General features: G+C 34.1%; 18 protein-coding genes and 1 pseudogene. 18 read left to right on the top strand and 1 reads right to left on the bottom strand.

Annotated elements, in window-relative coordinates:
- Window positions 1-125 precede the first annotated feature (125 nt).
- From ACQ9BO_RS14950 to ACQ9BO_RS15020, 15 genes are all read left to right on the top strand, one after another.
- The gene (locus tag ACQ9BO_RS14950; RefSeq protein WP_431241385.1) at window positions 126-2,069 is read left to right on the top strand and encodes a M4 family metallopeptidase; all 1,944 of its coding nucleotides are present in this window, start codon (window positions 126-128) and stop codon (window positions 2,067-2,069) included.
- Window positions 2,053-2,448: a hypothetical protein gene (locus ACQ9BO_RS14955; protein WP_431241386.1), complete on the top strand. Its 396-nt coding sequence runs from the start codon at window positions 2,053-2,055 to the stop codon at window positions 2,446-2,448. The genes ACQ9BO_RS14950 and ACQ9BO_RS14955 overlap by 17 nt, the downstream gene beginning before the upstream one ends.
- Window positions 2,432-3,142: a hypothetical protein gene (locus ACQ9BO_RS14960; RefSeq protein WP_431241387.1), complete on the top strand. Its 711-nt coding sequence runs from the start codon at window positions 2,432-2,434 to the stop codon at window positions 3,140-3,142. The genes ACQ9BO_RS14955 and ACQ9BO_RS14960 overlap by 17 nt, the downstream gene beginning before the upstream one ends.
- 385 nt (window positions 3,143-3,527) lie before the next feature.
- Entirely contained in the window at window positions 3,528-5,033 is a 1,506-nt protein-coding gene (locus tag ACQ9BO_RS14965) for a choice-of-anchor J domain-containing protein (protein ID WP_431241388.1), read from the top strand.
- Window positions 4,993-6,276: a T9SS type A sorting domain-containing protein gene (locus tag ACQ9BO_RS14970; RefSeq protein WP_431241389.1), complete on the top strand. Its 1,284-nt coding sequence runs from the start codon at window positions 4,993-4,995 to the stop codon at window positions 6,274-6,276. The genes ACQ9BO_RS14965 and ACQ9BO_RS14970 overlap by 41 nt, the downstream gene beginning before the upstream one ends.
- Before the next feature lie 64 nt (window positions 6,277-6,340).
- Window positions 6,341-6,988: a porin family protein gene (locus tag ACQ9BO_RS14975; RefSeq protein WP_431241390.1), complete on the top strand. Its 648-nt coding sequence runs from the start codon at window positions 6,341-6,343 to the stop codon at window positions 6,986-6,988.
- A gap of 284 nt (window positions 6,989-7,272) precedes the next feature.
- Window positions 7,273-8,001, top strand: coding sequence for a TolC family protein (locus ACQ9BO_RS14980; protein WP_431241391.1), 729 nt, complete (start codon window positions 7,273-7,275; stop codon window positions 7,999-8,001).
- A complete protein-coding gene (locus ACQ9BO_RS14985) occupies window positions 7,986-8,525 on the top strand; it encodes a TolC family protein (protein ID WP_431241392.1) in 540 nt (179 codons plus the stop codon). Before ACQ9BO_RS14980 ends, ACQ9BO_RS14985 begins: the two co-directional genes overlap by 16 nt.
- 48 nt (window positions 8,526-8,573) lie before the next feature.
- The gene (locus ACQ9BO_RS14990) at window positions 8,574-9,170 is read left to right on the top strand and encodes a hypothetical protein (protein ID WP_431241393.1); all 597 of its coding nucleotides are present in this window, start codon (window positions 8,574-8,576) and stop codon (window positions 9,168-9,170) included.
- A gap of 5 nt (window positions 9,171-9,175) precedes the next feature.
- Window positions 9,176-9,469, top strand: coding sequence for an efflux RND transporter periplasmic adaptor subunit (locus ACQ9BO_RS14995; protein ID WP_431245128.1), 294 nt, complete (start codon window positions 9,176-9,178; stop codon window positions 9,467-9,469).
- Window positions 9,470-9,648: 179 nt separating this feature from the next.
- Entirely contained in the window at window positions 9,649-9,948 is a 300-nt protein-coding gene (locus tag ACQ9BO_RS15000; RefSeq protein ID WP_431241394.1) for a DUF190 domain-containing protein, read from the top strand.
- A gap of 4 nt (window positions 9,949-9,952) precedes the next feature.
- Window positions 9,953-12,004, top strand: a complete 2,052-nt coding sequence (locus ACQ9BO_RS15005; protein ID WP_431241395.1) for an efflux RND transporter permease subunit — start codon at window positions 9,953-9,955, stop codon at window positions 12,002-12,004.
- The gene (locus ACQ9BO_RS15010) at window positions 11,976-13,064 is read left to right on the top strand and encodes an efflux RND transporter permease subunit (RefSeq protein ID WP_431241396.1); all 1,089 of its coding nucleotides are present in this window, start codon (window positions 11,976-11,978) and stop codon (window positions 13,062-13,064) included. The genes ACQ9BO_RS15005 and ACQ9BO_RS15010 overlap by 29 nt, the downstream gene beginning before the upstream one ends.
- A gap of 198 nt (window positions 13,065-13,262) precedes the next feature.
- On the top strand, window positions 13,263-14,621 hold the full coding sequence (locus tag ACQ9BO_RS15015; protein ID WP_431241397.1) for an NAD-dependent succinate-semialdehyde dehydrogenase: 1,359 nt from the start codon (window positions 13,263-13,265) through the stop codon (window positions 14,619-14,621).
- 33 nt (window positions 14,622-14,654) lie between these two features.
- Window positions 14,655-15,353, top strand: a complete 699-nt coding sequence (locus ACQ9BO_RS15020) for a DUF1826 domain-containing protein (protein WP_431241398.1) — start codon at window positions 14,655-14,657, stop codon at window positions 15,351-15,353.
- A gap of 36 nt (window positions 15,354-15,389) precedes the next feature.
- On the opposite strand, the gene ACQ9BO_RS15025 is transcribed toward ACQ9BO_RS15020, so the two are convergent.
- Entirely contained in the window at window positions 15,390-17,075 is a 1,686-nt protein-coding gene (locus ACQ9BO_RS15025) for a S41 family peptidase (RefSeq protein ID WP_431241399.1), read from the bottom strand.
- A gap of 229 nt (window positions 17,076-17,304) precedes the next feature.
- Between ACQ9BO_RS15025 and ACQ9BO_RS15030 the strand changes: the two genes are divergently transcribed.
- From ACQ9BO_RS15030 to ACQ9BO_RS15040, 3 genes and pseudogenes are all read left to right on the top strand, one after another.
- Window positions 17,305-17,919, top strand: coding sequence for a YdeI/OmpD-associated family protein (locus ACQ9BO_RS15030; RefSeq protein WP_431241400.1), 615 nt, complete (start codon window positions 17,305-17,307; stop codon window positions 17,917-17,919).
- Window positions 17,920-18,095: 176 nt separating this feature from the next.
- Window positions 18,096-19,522: pseudogene (locus ACQ9BO_RS15035) on the top strand (amino acid permease).
- 369 nt (window positions 19,523-19,891) lie between these two features.
- On the top strand, window positions 19,892-20,911 hold the full coding sequence (locus ACQ9BO_RS15040) for an META domain-containing protein (RefSeq protein ID WP_431241401.1): 1,020 nt from the start codon (window positions 19,892-19,894) through the stop codon (window positions 20,909-20,911).
- The last annotated feature ends 43 nt before the right edge of the window (window positions 20,912-20,954 follow it).

Here is a 20,954-nt window from a genome sequence, read left to right on the forward strand (position 1 = left end):
ACCAGATTCTAAAGATCAAACTTCTACTTGATTTTAGACAATGTTTTTTTATGCTTTTTGCGCGAATAATTAAAGCATCGCTCTTATTAACAATGCAACCTTAATACTAATTTAAATTTTTAAAAATGAACCAAATTTACACTAAACCCAGGTATTTGTTTCTTTTGCTAGGTTTCTTAGTCAGTTCCGCAGGAATGGCTCAGTCAAAGTCACCTTTGCCAAAAAGCAAATCAGGTAATGTGCAAACGGCGCTCGGATCGCCCACTGCAAGTCAGACAAAGGATCAAATTTCTAAGAAAACTAATGATCAAAGTGCTATTCAGGAAACTGAGGATAGTAATTCTTTAGTAATTCGAGAAGAAAACATAAAAGGACAGCAACTTTCAAAAGAAGAAGGAGATGCTGTAATGAAACAAGCACAAGCAAGTCAAAAGCTATTTAGCCAATATGGAAATTCTGCGACAAGCAAAAGAACTGCTCAAGATTCAATCATGAAAGTAAAGTCATTTGCTAAATCTGGAAACTTAACGTCAAAAAACATATTTGAAGTTAAAAAAGAAGCTTTTGGATTGGCCAGTTCAGACAGAATGCAATTAAAATCTATCTCAGATAAAAACGGGAGAACTTTAGCTACTTATCAGCAATTGCATAATTCTATTCCTGTCGAAGGATCAATTTATAAGGTTAGGGAAAACAAAACCAAGATTGATGCTTTTGGTGCGATTAGAAAAAAATTACCAGAAAGCGGGAGCTATAAAATTAATGCTTCTCAAGGTCTTGAAAGCGCTCTTAGAACCGTAAATGCTAAAGAATATGTTTGGCAAAGCAAAAAACTAAGCACTTTAGTAAATAAAAACATCAGCAAAAAGCCAGAAGGCGAATTGGTATATGTAGGCCCAGATTTTTCTTCTGAATTGAACGAATATCACTTGGCGTGGAAATATGATGTTTTTGCAACGAATCCGCAATCAAGTCAAACGATTTATGTTGACGCAAATTCTGGAAAAACGATTTTAAAAATTGATTTGAACAGAGATGTTCGTTCAGCTTCTTCACCAGTTGCAGACGGAAGACCTGCTATTGGTAAAGGAAAAGCAAGATTTGCTGGAGATGTTACTTTTGGAACAACGCAATATGCAGATGGTTATAGATTGGAAAGCTTAGTAGGAAAATACAAAGTTCCAATGTACACTTTAAATATGAATCATGCTGAGCATGCATCAGACGATGTGCTTACAGAATATATCGATGAAGATAACAACTGGAATGATTTGTACAACAAAGACCATGATGAAGCGACAATTGATATTCATTGGGGAATGCAAAAAACGTTGAACTATTATGAAGAAAAATTTAACCGTAATAGTGTTGATGATAAAGGGATGACCATTTTTGCACTGGCACATTTAGGAACTAATGTTCAAAATGCTTCTTGGACAGGAGGTTGGGCGCAGTTTGGAGATGGTGATAAGCGACCGTTTGTGAGTTTAGGAATTACCGGCCACGAAATGACGCACGCAGTAACGCAATTTTCTGCAGGTTTAGTTTATCTTGGAGAATCTGGTGCAATGAATGAATCTTTCAGTGATATTTTTGGTATTTCTATTGAGCTTTATGCTGGAAAAGATTCAAAAAATGATATCTGGATGTTGGGTGATGAATTGTACAAACACGGAAGTTTGAGAAGTATGGCTGACCCAAAAGCGGCTGGTCAGCCAGATACTTACGGAGGCCAATATTGGGCAGATCCTGCAAATACAGGTTCTGACAATGGAGGTGTTCACCAAAACAGCGGAATCACCAATTATTGGTATTACCTTTTAGTTGAAGGTGGAGAAGGAGTTAATGATCTTAATAATAGCTACAAGATTAAAGGAATTGGTCTTGAGAAAGCAGAAAAAATTGCTTATTTAACGTTAACAGAGTATTTATCGCCTTCGTCAAATTTTAGAGATATGCGTAATGCCTCTTTAATGGCGACAGAAGATTTATACGGATTAGGTTCTGAAGAATACAAACAAGTTACTAATGCTTGGTATGCAATTGGTGTTGGTGCTCGCTTATTCTGATAAGCAATTATCAATTGTTTCGGTACAAAATCCAGCGTTGCCATGCGGACAGTTAAAAGGCGATGAACCTTTTTATATAACTTTTGAAAACACAGGAATTACTCCAATTAAGGCGTATGAAGTTTTAAATTACAAATTAAGAGCAATGGCAAGTGCCTTAGGCAGGCTTATTGTGTTTTATACTAATGATGGTAAAATCTACTTCCCTAAAGATTTAGCACCTGGAGAAAAAGTGACTCTAGAACTTAGAGACAAAATACCATATCAAACAGGTGGTGCTGTAAATTATATTGAAGTAAAAACAGATCTTAAACCAATTACTGAATTTGGTCAAAAAGATGGTTATACCTTTACGGCACAAATTGTTGTACCTAGCTGATAAAGATTTTGATATTAAGGTAACGAATCTAGAAATTCCTGATTACAATGGAGGAGTGCAAACAGCAAATCATACATTAGCAATTTCACTTTACAACTTAGGTTGTCAGGATATTCCAGCAGGAACTAAATTGAAAATTGGATATGCTGATACAACACCAGGAAGTGTTACCGTTTGGAAAGATATTACTTTAGAAACTGCTTTTAAAGGAAAATCAGAAATCAAAATTCCTTTTGATGGAACAGTAGATTTATCTGGACTTGGATTACATACTTATGAAGCTTATGTAACATACGATAAAGACCCGGTTACAACCAATAACAGTATTTTAAATGCGGCTTACAGCGGTATCATAAGTCAATTTCCTTATGTTCAAGGTTTTGAAAGAACCCCAGGAGGATGGAATACAAAATCATTAAACACAACAAATCAAAAGTTTTTGTTCCAAAATTACCCAGCATCGTTTAGATCTGTTAAGTCACAATATATGTGGGGTATGGTAGATTTTAAAACAAATGAAAGACCCGCTCTTAATTCTGATTTCGTGTTAGAATCTCCAATCTTTGACTTTACAAATATTGTTTCTCCTTATGCTGAATTCGATTTGTATTATTTATTCCATAAAGGATACGACGGATTAATAGTTGAATACTCTGAAGATAAAGGAAAAAGCTGGAAAAAGTTGAAGACGTAAATTATCCTGATAATGTACACGGAAATGATTTGTTTGATGGGGGCTGGTTTACTGGAGTAAATACAGTTCTTAAAAAAGATCCTTATCAAATACGTTTAAATTCTCTTGCAGGAAAAAAGTAGCACTTCGTTTCCACGTTAAAACAGACGACTATAATGATGGTTTCTTAGGAGGATTTTTAGATAACATTCTTGTAAGCGATGCTCCTTATGATTTAGCAATAATAGATGCAAAATTAGATGCAGGTAAATGTGACATCAACAATACAAATGTTACGGTAAAAGCAAAAATAACTAACAATTTCGCTACGACGAGTCAGGTTGTTAATGTAACAACTAAAGTTTTAGATGCGACAAAAAGTGAAATTTTCTCTAAAACTGAAAAAATGACTTTGAATTTTGCTAAGTTTAAAGACACCATTACAATCAATGTTCCAAATATTAGTTTGAAAACAACTGGCGAGCATACTGTAACATTAACTGTTTTTCCAGAAGATATGTTGCAAGATGTTAAGCAAGCCAATAACTCTTATGTATTGGCATACGATAATTGGAATAATGAAGATATGAAAGTTTCTGTACTTCCATATAAAATGGATTTTGAAGATGTTTCTAAATACAAAGGCTGGAGAACTTTTGAAAACAAAGGATCTGCAGGTTGGAAACAAGGAACTCGCGCAGATCTAGGTTCGCCAGGATGGTTTATTGATGATCATACAAAATTCATGGCAAGTAATGATGACAAATGCAACTGTGATGAAGCAAACGATATGTTGGTTTCGCCGGTATTTGATTTGACAAATTACAAAGAAGCGCATTTATCATTTGATGGTTTTGGTGATGCTCAACATCTCTCTGACGGAGCTGTAAAAGTGAGTACAGATGGAGGTCAGACTTGGAAAGAAGTATTCCACATTCCGTATTATGGTTCGTGGTGGGAATATGGTGTAGATTTAACCGAATATGCTGGCAAATCATGTGTAATGGTAGCATTCGTACACAATGACAACGGATTATTTGCAAACGGTTTTGCAGTAGATAATATCGAAATTAAAGAAAAGAAATCGAATTTAAGACCTTCTAATTTAGTTGTTGCAGAAACGGTTTACGAAGATGCACCTTCTCATGAATTTAATGTAAACTTTAGAAATTCGGCTTATAATGCATTGGATAAGTTTACGATTGAATATCAAATTTCTCAAAACGGAACTGCTGTTGGAAATCCAATTTCTTTTGAAAAAACAGGAGAGATATTAGTAGGACAGACAATTACGTACAAAATTGATAATTTGCCACAGTTAGCGACTGGAAAATATGACATTGCTGTAAAAGCATATTCTGCTACTGAACCAAAAGATCAAGCTCAAGTTATAAAAGGATCTTTTGAAGTTGTTGCAAAAGCTTCAGAATTAAGCCTTGAAAATTTCTCAACGACACCAAGTGGTTCATTATTTGGTCAAAAAGGATTTGTTTCTAGTTTAAGTGATGACAACTATCCATGGAGAGTGGTAACGACTCCAGACAATGTTAATTTGACTGTGCCTAAAAAAGATCATACAGGCGATACTAAAGCAAACATGCTTTACAGCCAGTTAGAGAACCTAGCTTATTACAGTGAATTAGTTTCTCCAATGTACAAATTAGGAGAAAATGCAAGTGCTTTAGAGTTTTATTATGCAATGCAAAGTAACGTTAACGACATTTTACTTGTAGATATTAAAACAGTTGGCGGTACTTGGACAGAATTATGGAGAGCGAACAAAGAAGGTTCATATGTTGACACTGAGTGGAAAAAAGTTGATTTGAATATCACGAAGTATAAAGGAAAATCAGTAATGTTTCGTCTTAGACATGCTAAGGCTGACCGGTTATTCTTATTTGGTTTTAGATGATTTAAAAATCTTTAACGAGGCAGTTACAGATGTTTCGATGCAAATTTTATCACCAAAAGATGTTTGCGGAAACGAAGAGTACAAAGTAAGATTGACAAACGAAGGTCAGATTGCTATTGCGACCAATTCGATTCAGGTAAATATGGAATACAAAAACACTTCGGAGAAAATTTCAGAAGCTGTTGCGGCAGGAATTCCTGTTGGAGAAAGTATCGAATATACTTTTAAAACAAAGCCTAAATTAGTGGATGGAGATTCTCACATATTTAATTTTAATGCAAAATTAGAGAATGACATTATTGCTCAGAATAATACAATCGAAGATTATACTTATCAAGGAGTAGCGGCAGATTTTAAATTATTTGACAATGCTTCAGTTCATGGATATGCAGGTAAAAGCGTTTATTTGAATGCCGAATCTAATTTATTGAGTAAAGAAGTTGATGCCGATTCATTTATCTGGAATACTGGCGAAACTACCAATGCAATTGAAGTAACCAAACCTGGAGACTATATTGTAACTGCTGTTTTGAAAAACGGATGTTCGATTACAGGAAAAGTAAGTGTAACATTTGACACTTTTGAATCTGAATTGGTAAGCGGAAATGTTTGCGGTCCTGAGGTAATTTTGAACCCAGGAAAATACAAAGCTTACGAATGGTTCGATGGTTCAACAGATCCAACATATAGTACAACGAAAAGTGGCGAGTATTATGTAACAGTTTACAATGAATACGGATTAGGTAAAATTTTCAATACTAGTATTACAGTCCTTGAAAATAAGCAACCTTCGATTAGAGTTTTAGACGATAAGAAAATAATTGCTTCTGAAGATGCTGTTTCTTACCAATGGTTTTTAAATGGAAAACCAATTCCAAATGCAACTGAAAAAGCGGTAGCAACAATTTGGGAAGGAAGTTATAGCCTTCAGACGACAAATAGTAATGGATGTAACAGCATGTCGGTATCATATGAGTCTAAAGGTTTGATTATTGGAAAACTAACAAATCCATTTAGAGCTTTCCCAAATCCAGTTGTAGATAATGTAAACATTTTCTTGGCCGATGATGTTCAAGGTGAAACTCAAATTGCAATAGTTGCTATGAATGGTAATGTGCTTTGGAACAAGACCTATTCTAGTATGCCATCAACGATAAATCTTAGCGAATTAACTACTGGAGTGTACATTTTAGATTGTACAATACAAGGCAAAAAATATTCGGCTAAAATTATCAAGAAGTAACAAAATTACAGATAGAAATGGCGACTCTTTTTAGCGTTGCCATTCTTAAAAACAATTAAATATTATGAAAAAATCCATGCTAATTATGTGTACACTTATGTTGTGTGCAACTGTAACAGCTCAAACCGAAAAGGTTAAACTGGGTGTAAAAGCAGGTTTAAATATTTCGAGTCTTACTTTTGATGAAAGTGAAATAGACTCTTCAAGCAAAAGCGGATTTACGGTTGGTTTAATGGGAGAAATTCCTTTAACCGAGAATTTTTCGGTTCAGCCTGAGTTACTATACAGCCAGCAAGGAATGAAGTTTTCGTATGCTGATGCCGACGTTCAAAATTCACATTACAAAAGCACAGTAAGCTTAAACTACATAAACATTCCTGTAATGTTAAAATATTATGTAGCCAAAGGTTTAAGCCTTCAGGCAGGACCACAAGTGGGAATACTTTTGAAGGCTAAAAACGAATATCAGGACAACTTTTTAGGATACGAAAATTATGAGAATCTTAATTTGAAAGATTATTCGAATGGAGTAGATGCGTCAGTAAATTTTGGACTAGGTTACCAGTTCAAAGACAGATTTTATGTAGATGCAAGATACAATATGTCTTATACCAATGTATTCAAAGATGCAACTTCAAACACCAATTACATTATTAACAGCAATATGAAGAATAGAGTTTTTCAAGTAACATTTGGTTATTTTTTTAACTAGTAGAGTTAGTAGGTTCTTTATATAGTTCGAAAGCCGTTCCTTTTTAGGAGCGGCTTTTTTTATTGCTTGTTCTTAATTTTCTTTTGATTTTCTTCAAAAAAATAACTTTCAAAAATTATGTTCCAAGTTATAATTTGAAACATCTTTAAAAAAATCAAAAATGGATAATTTTTAACTTAGGGTAGATAAAGAGGATAAATGATAGATTTTATTTTCATGATCTCTAATTGTTTGATAATTAGGTTTTACGTATATTTATAATGCAATAAATAAAGAATAAAGCTATGCAAAAACAGTACTTTCTTTTATTTGTTTTGTTGAGTTTGTCTTCAGTCAACGGAATTTCACAAACCAATTACAATCTTCAAAAATCCCTTCAGACAGCAAAGAAAAACAATCCCGTTCTCAAAGGTCAGTATTATGATATCAATATGGCTGAAAGTGATATTATGACAGCAAAATTAAGGCCCAATCTAATTTTGGGATTTAATTATATTGGCGTAGCTGGAGAAAAAAATTATGCACCAAATACTGGTTTTCTTAATAGCGCCAATACACAAACGAATTTGCAATTAGGAAAAGTTTTTCAGCTTGCAGGAACACGTAAAAACAAAATTGATTTTGCAAGCCAAAATTCGGTTCTGACACAAAAAAACTACAATGAAATAGAACGTAATCTTTTTCAGGATGTAGGCTTGAAATGGGTTGATGTTTGGGCAGCGCAAAAACAATTAGAAATAGTAAAAAAAGCCAGCGGTAACTTAGATAGTTTGGTAATTATAAATAAAGTACGTTTAAAAAATCAAGTAATTACAGAAACAGATTTAAACCGAACGACTCTGCTGGCAAATCAATATGCATTAGAAATAAAAAAAGCTGAGCAAAATCTAAAAAACGAATTGCTTAGCCTTAAATATTTGCTAGGCACTCAGGATGAAATTAACATTGATTCTAATGATGATTTTACATTCGTTCTGCCTTCTAATTTAGAAGATTTTTGCAAGAAGGTTTAGATAAACGAACCGATGTTTTGGCTTCTAAATCAATCTTAGATGTTGCCAATACGAATATTAATCTTCAAAAGTCATTAGCTTATCCACAGCCTGAACTCGGATTAATTTACAATCCGCAAAATACAATTCCGTATGTTGGTTTGTATGGTACGGTCGAACTTCCGTTTTTTTCGAGAAATCAAGGTGAAATAAAAAAATCAGGTTACCTAAAACAACAAGCCGAGCAGAATTTACAAGCTACCGAGGTTTTAATTCGGACAGAGATAACGAATGCTTTTAATGCTTATCAGACTCAAAAAAGCAATCTTGAAAATTTTAGCGGATTGCTGACGAGATCAGAAAATATTCTAAAGAGCGTAAAATATTCCTATTTAAGAGGTGGAACAACTATTATCGATTTTCTAGAGGCACAACGAAGTTGGCTCGATATACAACAACAATATTACGATTCTATGCAAGAATACAGGAGGAGTTATATCACATTACTTTACGCTTCAGGATTAATTAATCAAATAGCACAATAATGATCTGCGATAATTTTCGAGATTCATTAAAAATAAAATTATCTACTTATGAAACATTTAATAAAGTATAGCGGCATTATAGCATTATTTCTTTATGCCTGCGGCGGAAAAGAAAATAAACAAGATCAAGCTGTAAACAATATGCCACAGGTTACGAATAACGGAAAAACTATTGTATTTCCTACTGACAGCAGTGTTGTTTTTTTTGAAACAGAATCTATAGGGAATTCGGTTCTTAATAATCAAATTATGGCTCCCGCAAAAGTTTCTGCAACTGTCATGAAATCACAGGAAGGAGCGTCGCAAAATATTATTTTATTTGAAAATCCTGACTTGGCCGCCAGCTACACCCAGCTTATTCAGCATTTGGCTAATATCAATCAAATTCAGAATAAAAACATAAAACAAAAACAGATAGAAGTTGATCGGGCTAAAGATTTGTTGGCGCACGGTGCCGCAACAGGAAAAGATTTGCTCGAAGCTCAGACAGCATTATCTGTAGAACAGACCAATTTGGCCAATGAGAAAGCGACCTTGATTGAGTTCGAAACGAACTTGAAAGCCGGAGGATTTGAACCCGAAGCACTCAAAAAGCAAAAGCAGGAACATCATTTATTATTTGTGATATTCCAGAGAATCAGATAAGCAGAATAAAAAGTGGAGATAATTGTACGGTGCAATTCACAGCTTTTCCGAATGAAAAATTCTCAGGAAAAATTGATGACATTGCTGATATGATTGATCAGTCAACCAGAATGGTGAAACTGCGAATTAGTCTGAGCAATGCAAGCGGCAAATTTAAGGCCGGCATGTTTGCGACAGTTTCTTTTGGTGTAAGCGAAGGAGATAATATAAGTATCGATAAAAATTCATTAGTAACGGTTCAAGCAAAAAATTATGTTTTTGTAAAAAAGGCGACAAAGAATTTGAACGTACAGAAGTGACGATAGGAAATCAAATAGGAGACAGAATTGTTGTTTATAGCGGTTTAACAAGCGGTGATGCAATAGCGGTTAAAGGCGTTATGCAGTTAAAAGGACTCAGTTTTGGGTATTGATAATAAAGATTATGTCTGTAAAAAGAGAGTGAAAATAGTATTTGCTAACACTTTAAAAGAAAAACAATGACACAAGCACAAGTATATATTGATAAAGACGAGTTAAAAGGAACGCAACCTTTGTACGAGTACATTTTACGATTTTTGATCGAGCACAAAATCGAGGGAGCTACAGTATTTCATGGCAAATTAGGCTATGGAGCCAGTCGGTATTTAAATAGGCCTCATGATTTGTTCAGTTTTGATAAAATTCCTTTACTGATCAATTTTATAGACGAAGACGAAAAGGTAAAATCTGCTTTAATAGCTTTAAGAAAAGTGTATAATGGAGGTTTTATAGTTACGAATCATGTAGAAAAATGGTAAACATATGATCAAAAATTTACTAATATTCAGCCTTCGTAACCGCTGGGTTATAATTGCAATCAGCATTGTTTTAATGTCGATTGGTTTTTGGTGTTTTACCAAGCTAAAAATAGAAGCATATCCGGATATTGCAGATACCAATGTGATCATTGTAGCACAATATGACGGAAGAGCGGCTGAGGAAGTAGAACAACAAGTCACGGTTCCTATTGAAAGAGCCTTGCAGAATACGCCAAATGTTTTAGACCGAAGAAGCAGAACTATTTTTGGTTTGTCAGTAGTACAGCTTACTTTTAAAGACGGTACTGACGATTATTTTGCACGTCAGCAGGTAACAGAGCGACTTACAGAGGCTGAATTGCCAGATGGTGTCACGCCTTCATTAGCACCACTTTCTACCGCAGTAGGTGAGATTTTTAGATATGTTGTAGAAGCTCCGGCAAATTACAGTCAGGCAGAACTCAGAGATTTGCAAGATTGGGTGATAAAACCTGCTTTGTTGCAAGTTCCAGGAATTGCCGATGTAACAACTTTTGGCGGACCATTAAAGCAGTTTCATATTATTACTTCGCCAGAAAAACTAAGAAAATACAATCTTACGCTCAAAAACGTAATGGATGCAGTCGATGCAAACAACCTAAACACAGGCGGAAATATAATTGAAAGAGGCGGACAAGGTTTTGCAGTACGTGGTTTAGGAGCAATTAAAACAGAGCGAGATATTCAAAACATTGTACTTAAATCTGAAAATGGAGTGCCGGTTTTTGTTCGTGATGTAGCAACTGTTGAAATTACGCCACCTCCGCCAAGCGGCGTTATGGGATATACAGTTACCAAAGACAAAAAAGATGTAAGCAGTGGTGTTGAAGGAATTATTCTTTTAAGAAGATATGAAAATCCGAGTGAGGTTTTGATTTCTTTAAAAGAAAGAATGGCCGATTTAGAGGAAAATGATTTGCCTCAAGACGTAAAACTGCGTCCTATGTACGACAGGACTTTCTTGATTGATCATTCGCTGGAAACTGTTGCGCACACGTTATTTGAAGGAATTTCGATTGTAATTATATTATTGATTTTGTTTCTAGGAAGTGTCAGAAGCGCATTAGTTGTGGCTTTAACCATTCCGTTTTCATTATTGTTTGCTTTCATTTTAATGCGACTTACGGGTATTCCTGCCAATTTGCTTTCGCTTGGTGCTATAGATTTCGGAATTATTGTTGACGGCGCCTGTCTAATGGCGGAACATCTTATAAGGAAATACCGAACAGCAACACCAGAAGAAAAACAACAAGGAATTGTTCAAATCACGCTTCAGGCCGCGCAGGAAGTAGGTCGAGAAATTTTCTTTTCTGTAACGATTATCATTTTGGCTTATATGCCAATACTTTTAATGACTAGAGTAGAGGGTAAATTGTTTTCGCCAATGGCCTTGACTTTGGCTTTTGCCGTTATCGGTTCCATGCTCGGAGCACTTACCTTTATTCCGGTTTTAATTTCGTTTGTTTATCGAAAGGCAATGCTAGATGTAGATAAACCCATAAAAGAGCACAAAAATGTGGTATTGGACTATTTGACTAATTCATACGAAAAAGCATTAGCTCGTTTTTTAAATAATCATAAAAAAACAACAGTAATTGGTTTTTCGATTGTTGCAATATTTATTTTATGTGGATTAAAATTAGGAACCGAATTTTTGCCAACATTAGATGAAGGATCAATCTTTTTAAGAGGAAATTTTCCAGCCGGAATCTCGATACAAGAAAATGCGAAGTATGCTCCTAAAATTAGACAAATAATCGCAAAATATCCGCAAATATCTTACGTAATAACGCAAACAGGGCGTAACGATGATGGTACCGACCCATTTCCTGCTAATAGAAATGAGATTCTAGTAGGATTAAAAGATTATAAACTCTGGAGCGATACGATTGCCAAGAAAGATTTGGTCGAAATAATAAAAAACGATCTGGCGGCGAGAAATTCCATCGGTACAATTTTCTTCGGGACAGCCTATTATCGATCAGGTTATGGAAATCGTAAACGGAAGTGCGGCTGATCTAGCAGTTTCTGTTGTAGGCGATGATTTGGAAATGATGAGAAAAAAGGCTGAAACTATTGCCCAAATTGCTAAAAACACTCAAGGTGCTGATAATGTTAATATTGAACAAGAAGGAGATCAAGAGCAATTAGCAATTGATATTAATAGAGAACAAGCGACGAGATTTGGAATCAATGTGGCCGATATTCAAAATATGATCGAGGTAGCAATTGGCGGAAAAACAATTTCGACCTTATATGATGGTGCAAAACGTTATGACATTGTAGTTCGTTTTTTGCCACAGTACAGAAACTCTATCGATGCGATCAAAGATATTTTGGTACCCTCTTCAAACGGTGCATTAATCCCAATGAATCAGCTGGCAAACATACATTTCGTTGAAGGACAAACGAATATTTATCGTTATGGCAGTAAACGCATGATTACAGTTAGAACCAATATCAAAGGAAGAGACCAAGGAAGTTTTGTAAAAGAACTGCAAGAAAAAGTAGGGAAAAATGTGACTGTTCCTAAAGGTTATAGCATCATTTACGGAGGGCAATATGAAAATCTGGAACGAGCAGGAAAACAATTGGCATTCACCATTCCTCTAACCATTATTATGGTTTTCTTGTTTTTGTTTATGCTCTATAAAAATTTTCAGCATACTATGATTACAATGAGTTGTATTTTGTTTGCTTTGGGCGGCGGTATTATGGCTTTGCTTATTAGAGGGTATTATTTTAATGTTTCTGCAGGTGTTGGTTTTGTGAGCATTTTTGGAATTTCAGTAATGTCGGGCGTGCTTCTTGTATCAGCTTTAAACAGAAAAACATTGTTTAACAAAGATGATTTGCAGGAAAATGTATTGACCGCTTCAAAAGAGCAATTAAGAGCTTTATTATCAATTCTGGTTGTCGCTATCGTTGGTCTTATTCCTGCCGCTACATCATCAGGTATTGGTTCAGATGTGCGACGCCCGCTCGCAACGGTAATTATAGGCGGATTGACGAGTACATTATTTTTTGCACCAATATTAATTCCGCCCTTATATTTTTGGATGAACGAGAAAAAATGAAATAAACATTTTAGAACAAAATAATGTGAAGCCGAAAGTTTTATTTTCTTTCGGCTTTATTTAATTAACCGCAATCTTTCTACTTTTGATTTCTACTTTATGCTGTCATTTTTTTTGAAAAGAACCAGTGTCTTAGTATGTGAAAAATAAATTGTATCTTATTAAAAGTTTTTAATAGATACGGTAAAAAATAATAATATGATAAAGTCTATAAATCCATATAATCAGGAGACTGTATATGAAGTCGCAGAATTTAGTATAAAAGATGTTGAAAATGCAATTGATAAGGCAGATGCTCAATATGCGATTTGGAAAGAAACTCAATTTTCTGAACGTTCAATATTGATGAGAGCGGTGGGTGAGGAATTGAGGAAAAATTCAAAGGAATATGCTCAAATTATAACTCAGGAAATGGGAAAACCCATTACTCAAGCAATTGCAGAAGTACAAAAATGTGCGGCTTTATGTGATTTTTATGCTGAGAACGCTTCTAAGATGCTTTCTGATAAAATAATCGAAACAGAAGCATATAAGAGTTATGTAAGCTATGAGCCAATAGGAATTGTTTTGGCAATCATGCCTTGGAATTATCCTTTTTGGCAAGTTATGCGTTTTGCAGTGCCGGCACTAATGGCAGGAAATGTTGCAATTTTAAAACATGCCAGCAATGTCATGAAAAGTGCTATGAGTATTGAAAAAATATTCGAAAAAGCAGGTTTCCCTGGAGGATGTTTTACAAATTTGCCTATTGGGAGCAAAATGGTAGAAGAAATCATCAAAAATCCTAAAGTCAAAGCAGTTACTTTAACAGGAAGCGAAGCCGCAGGAAGAGCTGTGGCAGGAGTTGCTGGAAGTGAAATTAAAAAAACAGTTTTAGAACTTGGAGGAAGTAATGCCTTGGTCGTTTTTGCCGACTGTAATTTGCAACAGACCGTTAAAACTTGCGTTCAAGCGCGCTTTCAAAATGCAGGGCAGAGCTGTATTGCAGGAAAACGTTTGTTGGTAGAATCTTCCATTTCGTCTGCGTTTACAAAAGCATTTTTAGAAGAAGTAAGCAAGCTTCGCTCAGGAGACCCTTTGAGTGAGGAAACAACAATAGGTACTATGGCCCGCGTTGATCTTGCTGAAGAATTGGAAAAACAATTTAAAGATGCATTAGATAAGGGAGCAGAAATCTTGTTGGGAGGCAAAAGGAACAAAGCTTATTTTGAACCTACAGTTATTGGAAATGTTACCACGGACATGTCTATTTTTAAAGAAGAAGTTTTTGGTCCGTTGATCGGAATTACTGCTTTTAAAGATGAAGAAGAAGCAATTGCGCTTTCCAACAACAGTCCGTTTGGACTTGGAGTTACAATTTTTACAGAGGATTTCGAAAGAGCGTCTAGATTAGTGCCGAAATTTAACGAAGGTGCGGTGTTTGTGAACGAACTGGTGAAAAGTGATCAGAGATTGCCTTTTGGCGGAACTAAAAATTCGGGATATGGCCGTGAACTTTCGCAAGATGGTATTCAGGAATTTGTAAACAAGAAAACGGTTTATATCAATAAATATTAAAAGTCGAATTATTAGCTTCTTTAAAATTATATGATGAGTAATGAATTTTCTGCCAACAATCAAATAGGAATTGTATCTACTTTTTCTGAACTTGTGAACACAAATTTCAAAGGAGAAACAAATGCCTTATGTTGGCACAGAGATTTGGATGGCAATTTTAAAGAGATTGTTGCTAAATTATCTTTAGAAGAAAATATAACCGAAATTTTTCCTGAAGATCTACTAGCGTTGCAACTTTCAGAAAAGGGAAATACAGCAAGAGAAATAATCCTGAATGATTTGCAATTATTAACAGATTTTGGAGCATCGCCGTCTCTTAATTTGCTGAAATGCTATGAACGTGATGATGAATTTGATTTCATATCGACAGATGTTTATTCGTTTCATGTTGATCGTTCGCCTATTGCAACAGACACTTTTTTATGCACCTATTACGGAGCTTCTAGTGACATTATACCTAATTCTCAAGCAGAACAAAAAGTTTTAATTCCAAAAATCCGAGCAAAACTAAAAGAGTTGCATAATGGACCAGAGGAAGAATTTGAAAGCTTTTTAACGGAAAATTATTTCGATTTGCATTATCAGATAAATGAGGATGCATCACCTATCAATTTAGGAAAAATGCATCTTTGGCGCCTGGCTGTAGATCACCCCAAACAACAAGTACTGCCTTGCATTCACAGAGCACCAAAAGAAAATGATGGCGAGTATCGATTGTTGTTGATTTGTTAAAGGAGGCTATTTAGGCGTCAATAATTGGTACATAAATTAATTTGCTTTGTTTTTTGCGGCATTTATTAATTCAATCCCTTTCAGAATATATTGATCGGCGGTAAAATTTGATGTTGTTTCCTTTACAAAGTGGTCTATTTTCAAACCGTTTCTTTGCACACCCGTACCATCAGGATAAAATCCTCCCATTGAAGTAAATTGAATTTCTGTTCCATCAGGCAGTTTGAAAACGGCAACATTCAATGGAGCACCCGATGTCATTTGGCCTAAAGTTATACAAGAAGGAGATTGTTGAATAATCATTCCGATGTACTCAGCCTTACTTTGAGTGGAAGTGTTTACTAACAGAATAATTTTTTTATTGTAGTATTTTGAGTTTTTGTCGCCAGCTTTAAAAGGATCTATGATCATACTGATTGAAGGTTTGCCAAAGTTTGCCAAAGATGGTCTTTCTGCTAATGGTGAAAGAACTTTAATATACTCTCTTCTTTCAGGATAGGTATATTCGGCAATTTCTGAGCCTGAAATATTTTTAGGATAATTTCTTAAGTCTAATATAATCCCATTAGTATTTGAAAAAGCTTCTAATGCTTTTTCGATATCCTCTTTTGAAATTTTACCAAGATTTATATAGCCAATATTATCATCAATGATTTGCCATTCTTTTTTATAGGAAAAAAATGGGAGGCTAGAATGTTCCTCATCTTTAGAAAAAGTATTATAAAGATGAATATATTTTGTAGTAATAGCATCTTTTCTTTTTATTTTGACTTTAATACTATCTTCCTTATTCCACAATATGTATCTCGCCCAAAATTTTAAATGAGTATCATTTGAAGAAGAAATCATTGATCCTATTTTTTGCTTTTGAAACGATTTAATGCCTGTGTCATTAATCTCAATAATCAAGTCCCCTAGTTTCAAATCATCTTTTTCTGCCAATTTATTGAATATTCCTGTGACTACTAAAGTATCATTAATATTCACCACGGAGACTGGTGGCTTAAATTTAAGCAAAGAATCTACTACTGTTTTTGAGAAATAATAGGAATGTGAATCGTTTAGTGATACGATCAAATTGGTTTTTGCCAACTCATACTTTAATTGAGAATTGCTGTTTGTGAAATCACCAATGAAATTTTCTAATTGACTAAACCAGTTTTTGTCCATCAGATACTTATTTACATTATAGTATTGGATAACATTCCAAAAACTAAATAGTTCCAATAATCTGTGGCTTTTTATTTTATAGTCAAATGCTTTAAATCCTTTTTCATTTTCGAAAGTTGGGATGCCACTCTTTGAAGTATAGTAAGTGTTAATATTTGTATTGGTTTGTAAGTTTTTTAGATTAGTGTAAAGTTCTTTGTTGTCTGAATATTGCTCAATCCATTTATAATCATAGTTTTTTGTAAATAAACCGTCAGTATTCGTATTGGTTTTGATCTTACTTTCTTTTGCTGATAGTACAAAATTTAATAAAAATGCATCGAGACTTTTTTGTGTATCTACACTTTCAAGCTTATCAAAATTGGTAACAAATACTTCGTCCCAATTATATTTTCCTGCACTTACTTCAGAATGATGGTATTTCATCAATCCCCAAATTAGACCGAATTGTTTATATTTTTCAGTATTTGTAAGTAATAGTTTTTCCTGAGAAATCATTTGAGTAACCAAAGAAAAACAAAGCGTAATTGCAAAGAAAATTTTTTTATTCATAAATATTTTTTTTGAATTTTGAATCGTAAAATTGAGTAATAATAATTGCAATAGGAACCAATTTAGTACATTTTATGTATACAAAAATCCAGGTTATATTATATTTATGACTGTTAGGCGAAATTGCAATAATTTAAACAATCAGAATAATCGTATTTAATGCGATTTGTTTTAACTTCGAATAAGGATTACTATTTAGCTAAATATCACAAATTAAATTCTTCAGTCAATGGAAAATTATAACAAAGACGTTACGGCATACATTGAAAAAATGGCCGATTTTGCAAAACCTATTCTTAATAATTTACGTGAAATAATTTTTAGTACCTGTCCAGAAGTTGAAGAAAATATTAAATGGGGAACACCGCATTATTCTTATAAAGGCGATCATTTAGTTATGATGGGCGGTTTTAAACAGCATTGTTCTTTTAGTTTGTACAAAGCAGAATTAATGAAAGACAAGGATATACAAACAAGTGTTGCGACTGGCAAAAAGTTTGGCTATATGGACAAAATTAAAGATGTGTCTGAATTGCCAACTAAAGAAAAATTAGTTGCCTATATTAAAGAAGCAATGGTTTTAAATGAAAATGGTACAGCCAAACCCAAACCTGTAAAAGAAAAATCATCTGCAGAAGTTGTAGCGCCTAAAGAATTTATTGACGCATTAGCAAAAGACGGCAAAGCAACCGAAATTTTTGAAAGCAAGTCGCCATCTTTCCGTAAAAATTATATCATTTGGATTGCAGATGCAAAGACAGACGAAACGAGAAATAAAAGAATTGCCCAATCTTTAGAATGGATTGCAGAAGGAAAAGACAGATTTTGGCAATCTAAAAAATAAGCAGTAAAAACTAAATTTTGTATAAAAATACAACTACGGAGAAAACCCCTTAAAAAACATTTAAGGGGTTTGTTTTTTATAAAGATTATGAAAAAACGATGCTTTGACGATTCCTTTTTTAACTTATCTTCGCTGTTTATACATTTCTGAGTACATTTAACTCATCTAAAAATCTAATCTGTGAAAAAAATCAAGATGCTGTAGAAGAAAATCAGCTTAAACGCGGACTAACTAATCGACATATTCAATTAATAGCCTTAGGAGGTTCTATAGGAACAGGACTTTTTCTTGGTATTGGACCAGTCGCCGTATTAGCAGGACCTTCTGTTATTTTAGGATATGCTATTGCCGGAATTATCGCTTTTTTATTATGAGACAACTTGGCGAAATGGTTGTTGAAGAACCTGTGTCAGGAAGTTTTAGTTATTTTGCCTATAAATATTGCGGTTCTTTTGCCGGTTTTGCATCAGGTTGGAATTATTGGATTTTGTATATTCTAGTTAGTATGGCTGAGCTTACAGCGATTGGAGTTTATGTGCAGTTTTGGTGGCCTGAAATTCCGTTGTGGGCATCCAGCTTATTTTTCTTTCTGGTTATTAATGCTTTGAATTTTGCCTCTGTAAAAGTGTACGGAGAAACTGAATTTTGGTTTTCAATCATAAAAGTTGTGGCAATTATTGCTATGATTCTTTTTGGAACTTATTTGTTAATAAGCGGTACAGGAGGAGAACATGCTACAATTCATAATTTGTATAATGATGGCGGATTCTTTCCAAAAGGCATCTTTGAAAAAACTGCAACTGGAGATTTTCAAGGTTTATTGTCGGCAATGGCGCTGATTATGTTCTCTTTTGGTGGTTTAGAACTAATTGGAATTACGGCGACCGAAGCAGAAAACCCAGAAAAAAATATTCCAAAAGCAACCAATCAGGTTATTTATAGAATCCTGATATTTTATGTGGGTGCATTGGTAATTTTATTTGCTTTATCGCCTTGGAGACAAATTACGACAGACAGCAGTCCATTTGTGATGGTTTTCCAAAATTTAAACGGAATGGAATTTGAGCTTTTTGGCCACAAAATATTCTTTACAAGCCTTATCGCCAATGTGCTTAATTTGATTGTATTGACAGCCGCATTATCGGTGTATAACAGTAGTGTTTATAGCAACTCACGTATGTTGTTTGGTTTGGCGGATCAAGGCAATGCTCCAAAGTTTTTAAAGAAGCTAAACAAGCATTCGGTGCCAATTAATGCCATTTTAATTTCTTCCTGTTTTGCCGCGATCTGTATTTTAATAAATAAAATAATGCCAGAAGAAGCTTTTAGTATTTTAATGTCTTTAGTAGTGTCTTGCTTAGTGATTAATTGGGTTATGATTTCATATACGCACCTGCAATTTAGACGTGCAAAAGACAAAGAAAACACAAAAACGAAGTTTGCTTCTATATTCTATCCAGTAAGCAATTACATCTGTTTTGCATTTTTATTGGGTATTTTAGCCATCATGTGGATGACGAATATGAAGTTATCCGTTGAATTAATTCCTGTTTGGTTGGGGATTCTTTTTGTGTTTTATAAGGTATTTGATACAAAGAAATAAATAGTTAAAAAAGTCCCATTTCTAATGAAATGGGACTTTGCTTTTTTGTTATCCGATCGTAGATTTATCTCCGCAACGATGCCGCGGATTATAAATCCGCGTATTACTACGATGGTAGTTTTGTCTAAAATATTTAAAAATCTTACTAAAACATCCTTAAATGTAATATAAAGAAGATTTTTTGTTCTTATTGAACAAACAAACTGATTGTCAATGTTTAGCAATTTGTTTATCAAAGAAAAAACGGATTTTAGTGCTAATAAAAAAAGTTAAAAACATTCTCTATTTTAAAGTGGCACAATTCCTGCCTGCAAAAAAATCATTGAATAATCTGAGCGCTTAATCGGTGTTCTAAAAAAATTAAAATAAATGAAAAGATTTAAATGTATGTATGTTTTTGTGGTAGTGTTATTATCAACATTTACATATGGTCAGGAAAGTTTAAAAATGTTTGTGAAAGAAAGTAAAGTGCCATGTCAGGGTGTTGGCCCAATGGAATGTCTGCAGGTAAAGTATGATAATGACAAAGATTGGCAGTTGTTTTATGATCATATTGAAGGTTTTAATTTTGAAAAAGGAAATCGATATGAGATATTGGTAACAAGAACAAAAAGGCAAGAACCTATTCCGGCTGATGCTTCTGCATACCAATATAAACTGAAAAGCATAATTTCTAAAACGCCTGTAAGCAAAGAAAAAGGAATTTATAATACCAAAATGATCTTGACCCAATTAAACGGAAAAAAGATAAACAGCGGAAAAGCATTTATTACAATTAATGATGAAACGGGCACAATAAGCGGTAAAAACGGGTGCAATAATTTTAATGTAAAATACACGAAGCTTTCTTCAAAAAATCAAATCAAGACCAATTCTCCTATGGGAACTTTAATGGCTTGCGACGACGAAAGCATGAAATTAGAACAAGAGTTTAACGTCGCGATAACCAATAAAAAGTTCAAAATTGTAAAGAAGAACAATACAGTACAGTTCAAAAATGCGAAGAACAAAGTGGTGATGGAATTTTCTATTCCAACTCAAGACCAATTGTGGAGTTTTATTGCAAAAAACAATTGGAAACTAATTGCACTTGAAAACGTTGGGCAAGATTACGGAAAAGCTTCTATTAAGTTTAATCCAGCAGAAAAGAAAGTGAGCGGCAATACAGGTTGCAACAACTTCTTTGGAACTTATGAAACGAATGGTGATCGTATTTCTTTTGATAAAATAGCGACTACAAGAATGGCATGTATTGGTGAAGGAAATAAAACAGAACAAAAAATAGTATCTTATTTAAATAGCAAAGACCTGCGTCTTGATGTAGCCGACCAAACGCTTAATTTTTATCTGAACGATAAATTGGTCATGATGTTTGGCATTACAAAATAAATTAGGTTCTATAAATCATCTTAAAATAGCTGATGATTTATAA

This window comes from Flavobacterium sp. P21, from assembly GCF_050632225.1.
GTDB lineage: Bacteria > Bacteroidota > Bacteroidia > Flavobacteriales > Flavobacteriaceae > Flavobacterium.

What these genes read in the sequence shown, in the direction of transcription:
- ACQ9BO_RS14990 (WP_431241393.1), top strand. Translation starts at nt 8,574, where the DNA reads ATGAAACATTTAATAAAGTATAGCGGCATTATAGCATTATTTCTTTAT.
- ACQ9BO_RS15020 (WP_431241398.1), top strand. Translation starts at nt 14,655, where the DNA reads ATGAGTAATGAATTTTCTGCCAACAATCAAATAGGAATTGTATCTACT.
- ACQ9BO_RS14965 (WP_431241388.1), top strand. Translation starts at nt 3,528, where the DNA reads ATGACTTTGAATTTTGCTAAGTTTAAAGACACCATTACAATCAATGTT.
- ACQ9BO_RS15040 (WP_431241401.1), top strand. Translation starts at nt 19,892, where the DNA reads ATGAAAAGATTTAAATGTATGTATGTTTTTGTGGTAGTGTTATTATCA.
- ACQ9BO_RS15030 (WP_431241400.1), top strand. Translation starts at nt 17,305, where the DNA reads ATGGAAAATTATAACAAAGACGTTACGGCATACATTGAAAAAATGGCC.
- ACQ9BO_RS15015 (WP_431241397.1), top strand. Translation starts at nt 13,263, where the DNA reads ATGATAAAGTCTATAAATCCATATAATCAGGAGACTGTATATGAAGTC.
- ACQ9BO_RS15000 (WP_431241394.1), top strand. Translation starts at nt 9,649, where the DNA reads ATGACACAAGCACAAGTATATATTGATAAAGACGAGTTAAAAGGAACG.
- ACQ9BO_RS14980 (WP_431241391.1), top strand. Translation starts at nt 7,273, where the DNA reads ATGCAAAAACAGTACTTTCTTTTATTTGTTTTGTTGAGTTTGTCTTCA.
- ACQ9BO_RS15005 (WP_431241395.1), top strand. Translation starts at nt 9,953, where the DNA reads ATGATCAAAAATTTACTAATATTCAGCCTTCGTAACCGCTGGGTTATA.
- ACQ9BO_RS14970 (WP_431241389.1), top strand. Translation starts at nt 4,993, where the DNA reads ATGCTAAGGCTGACCGGTTATTCTTATTTGGTTTTAGATGATTTAAAA.
- ACQ9BO_RS15010 (WP_431241396.1), top strand. Translation starts at nt 11,976, where the DNA reads ATGGAAATCGTAAACGGAAGTGCGGCTGATCTAGCAGTTTCTGTTGTA.
- ACQ9BO_RS15025 (WP_431241399.1), bottom strand. Translation starts at nt 17,075, where the DNA reads ATGAATAAAAAAATTTTCTTTGCAATTACGCTTTGTTTTTCTTTGGTT.
- ACQ9BO_RS14950 (WP_431241385.1), top strand. Translation starts at nt 126, where the DNA reads ATGAACCAAATTTACACTAAACCCAGGTATTTGTTTCTTTTGCTAGGT.
- ACQ9BO_RS14975 (WP_431241390.1), top strand. Translation starts at nt 6,341, where the DNA reads ATGAAAAAATCCATGCTAATTATGTGTACACTTATGTTGTGTGCAACT.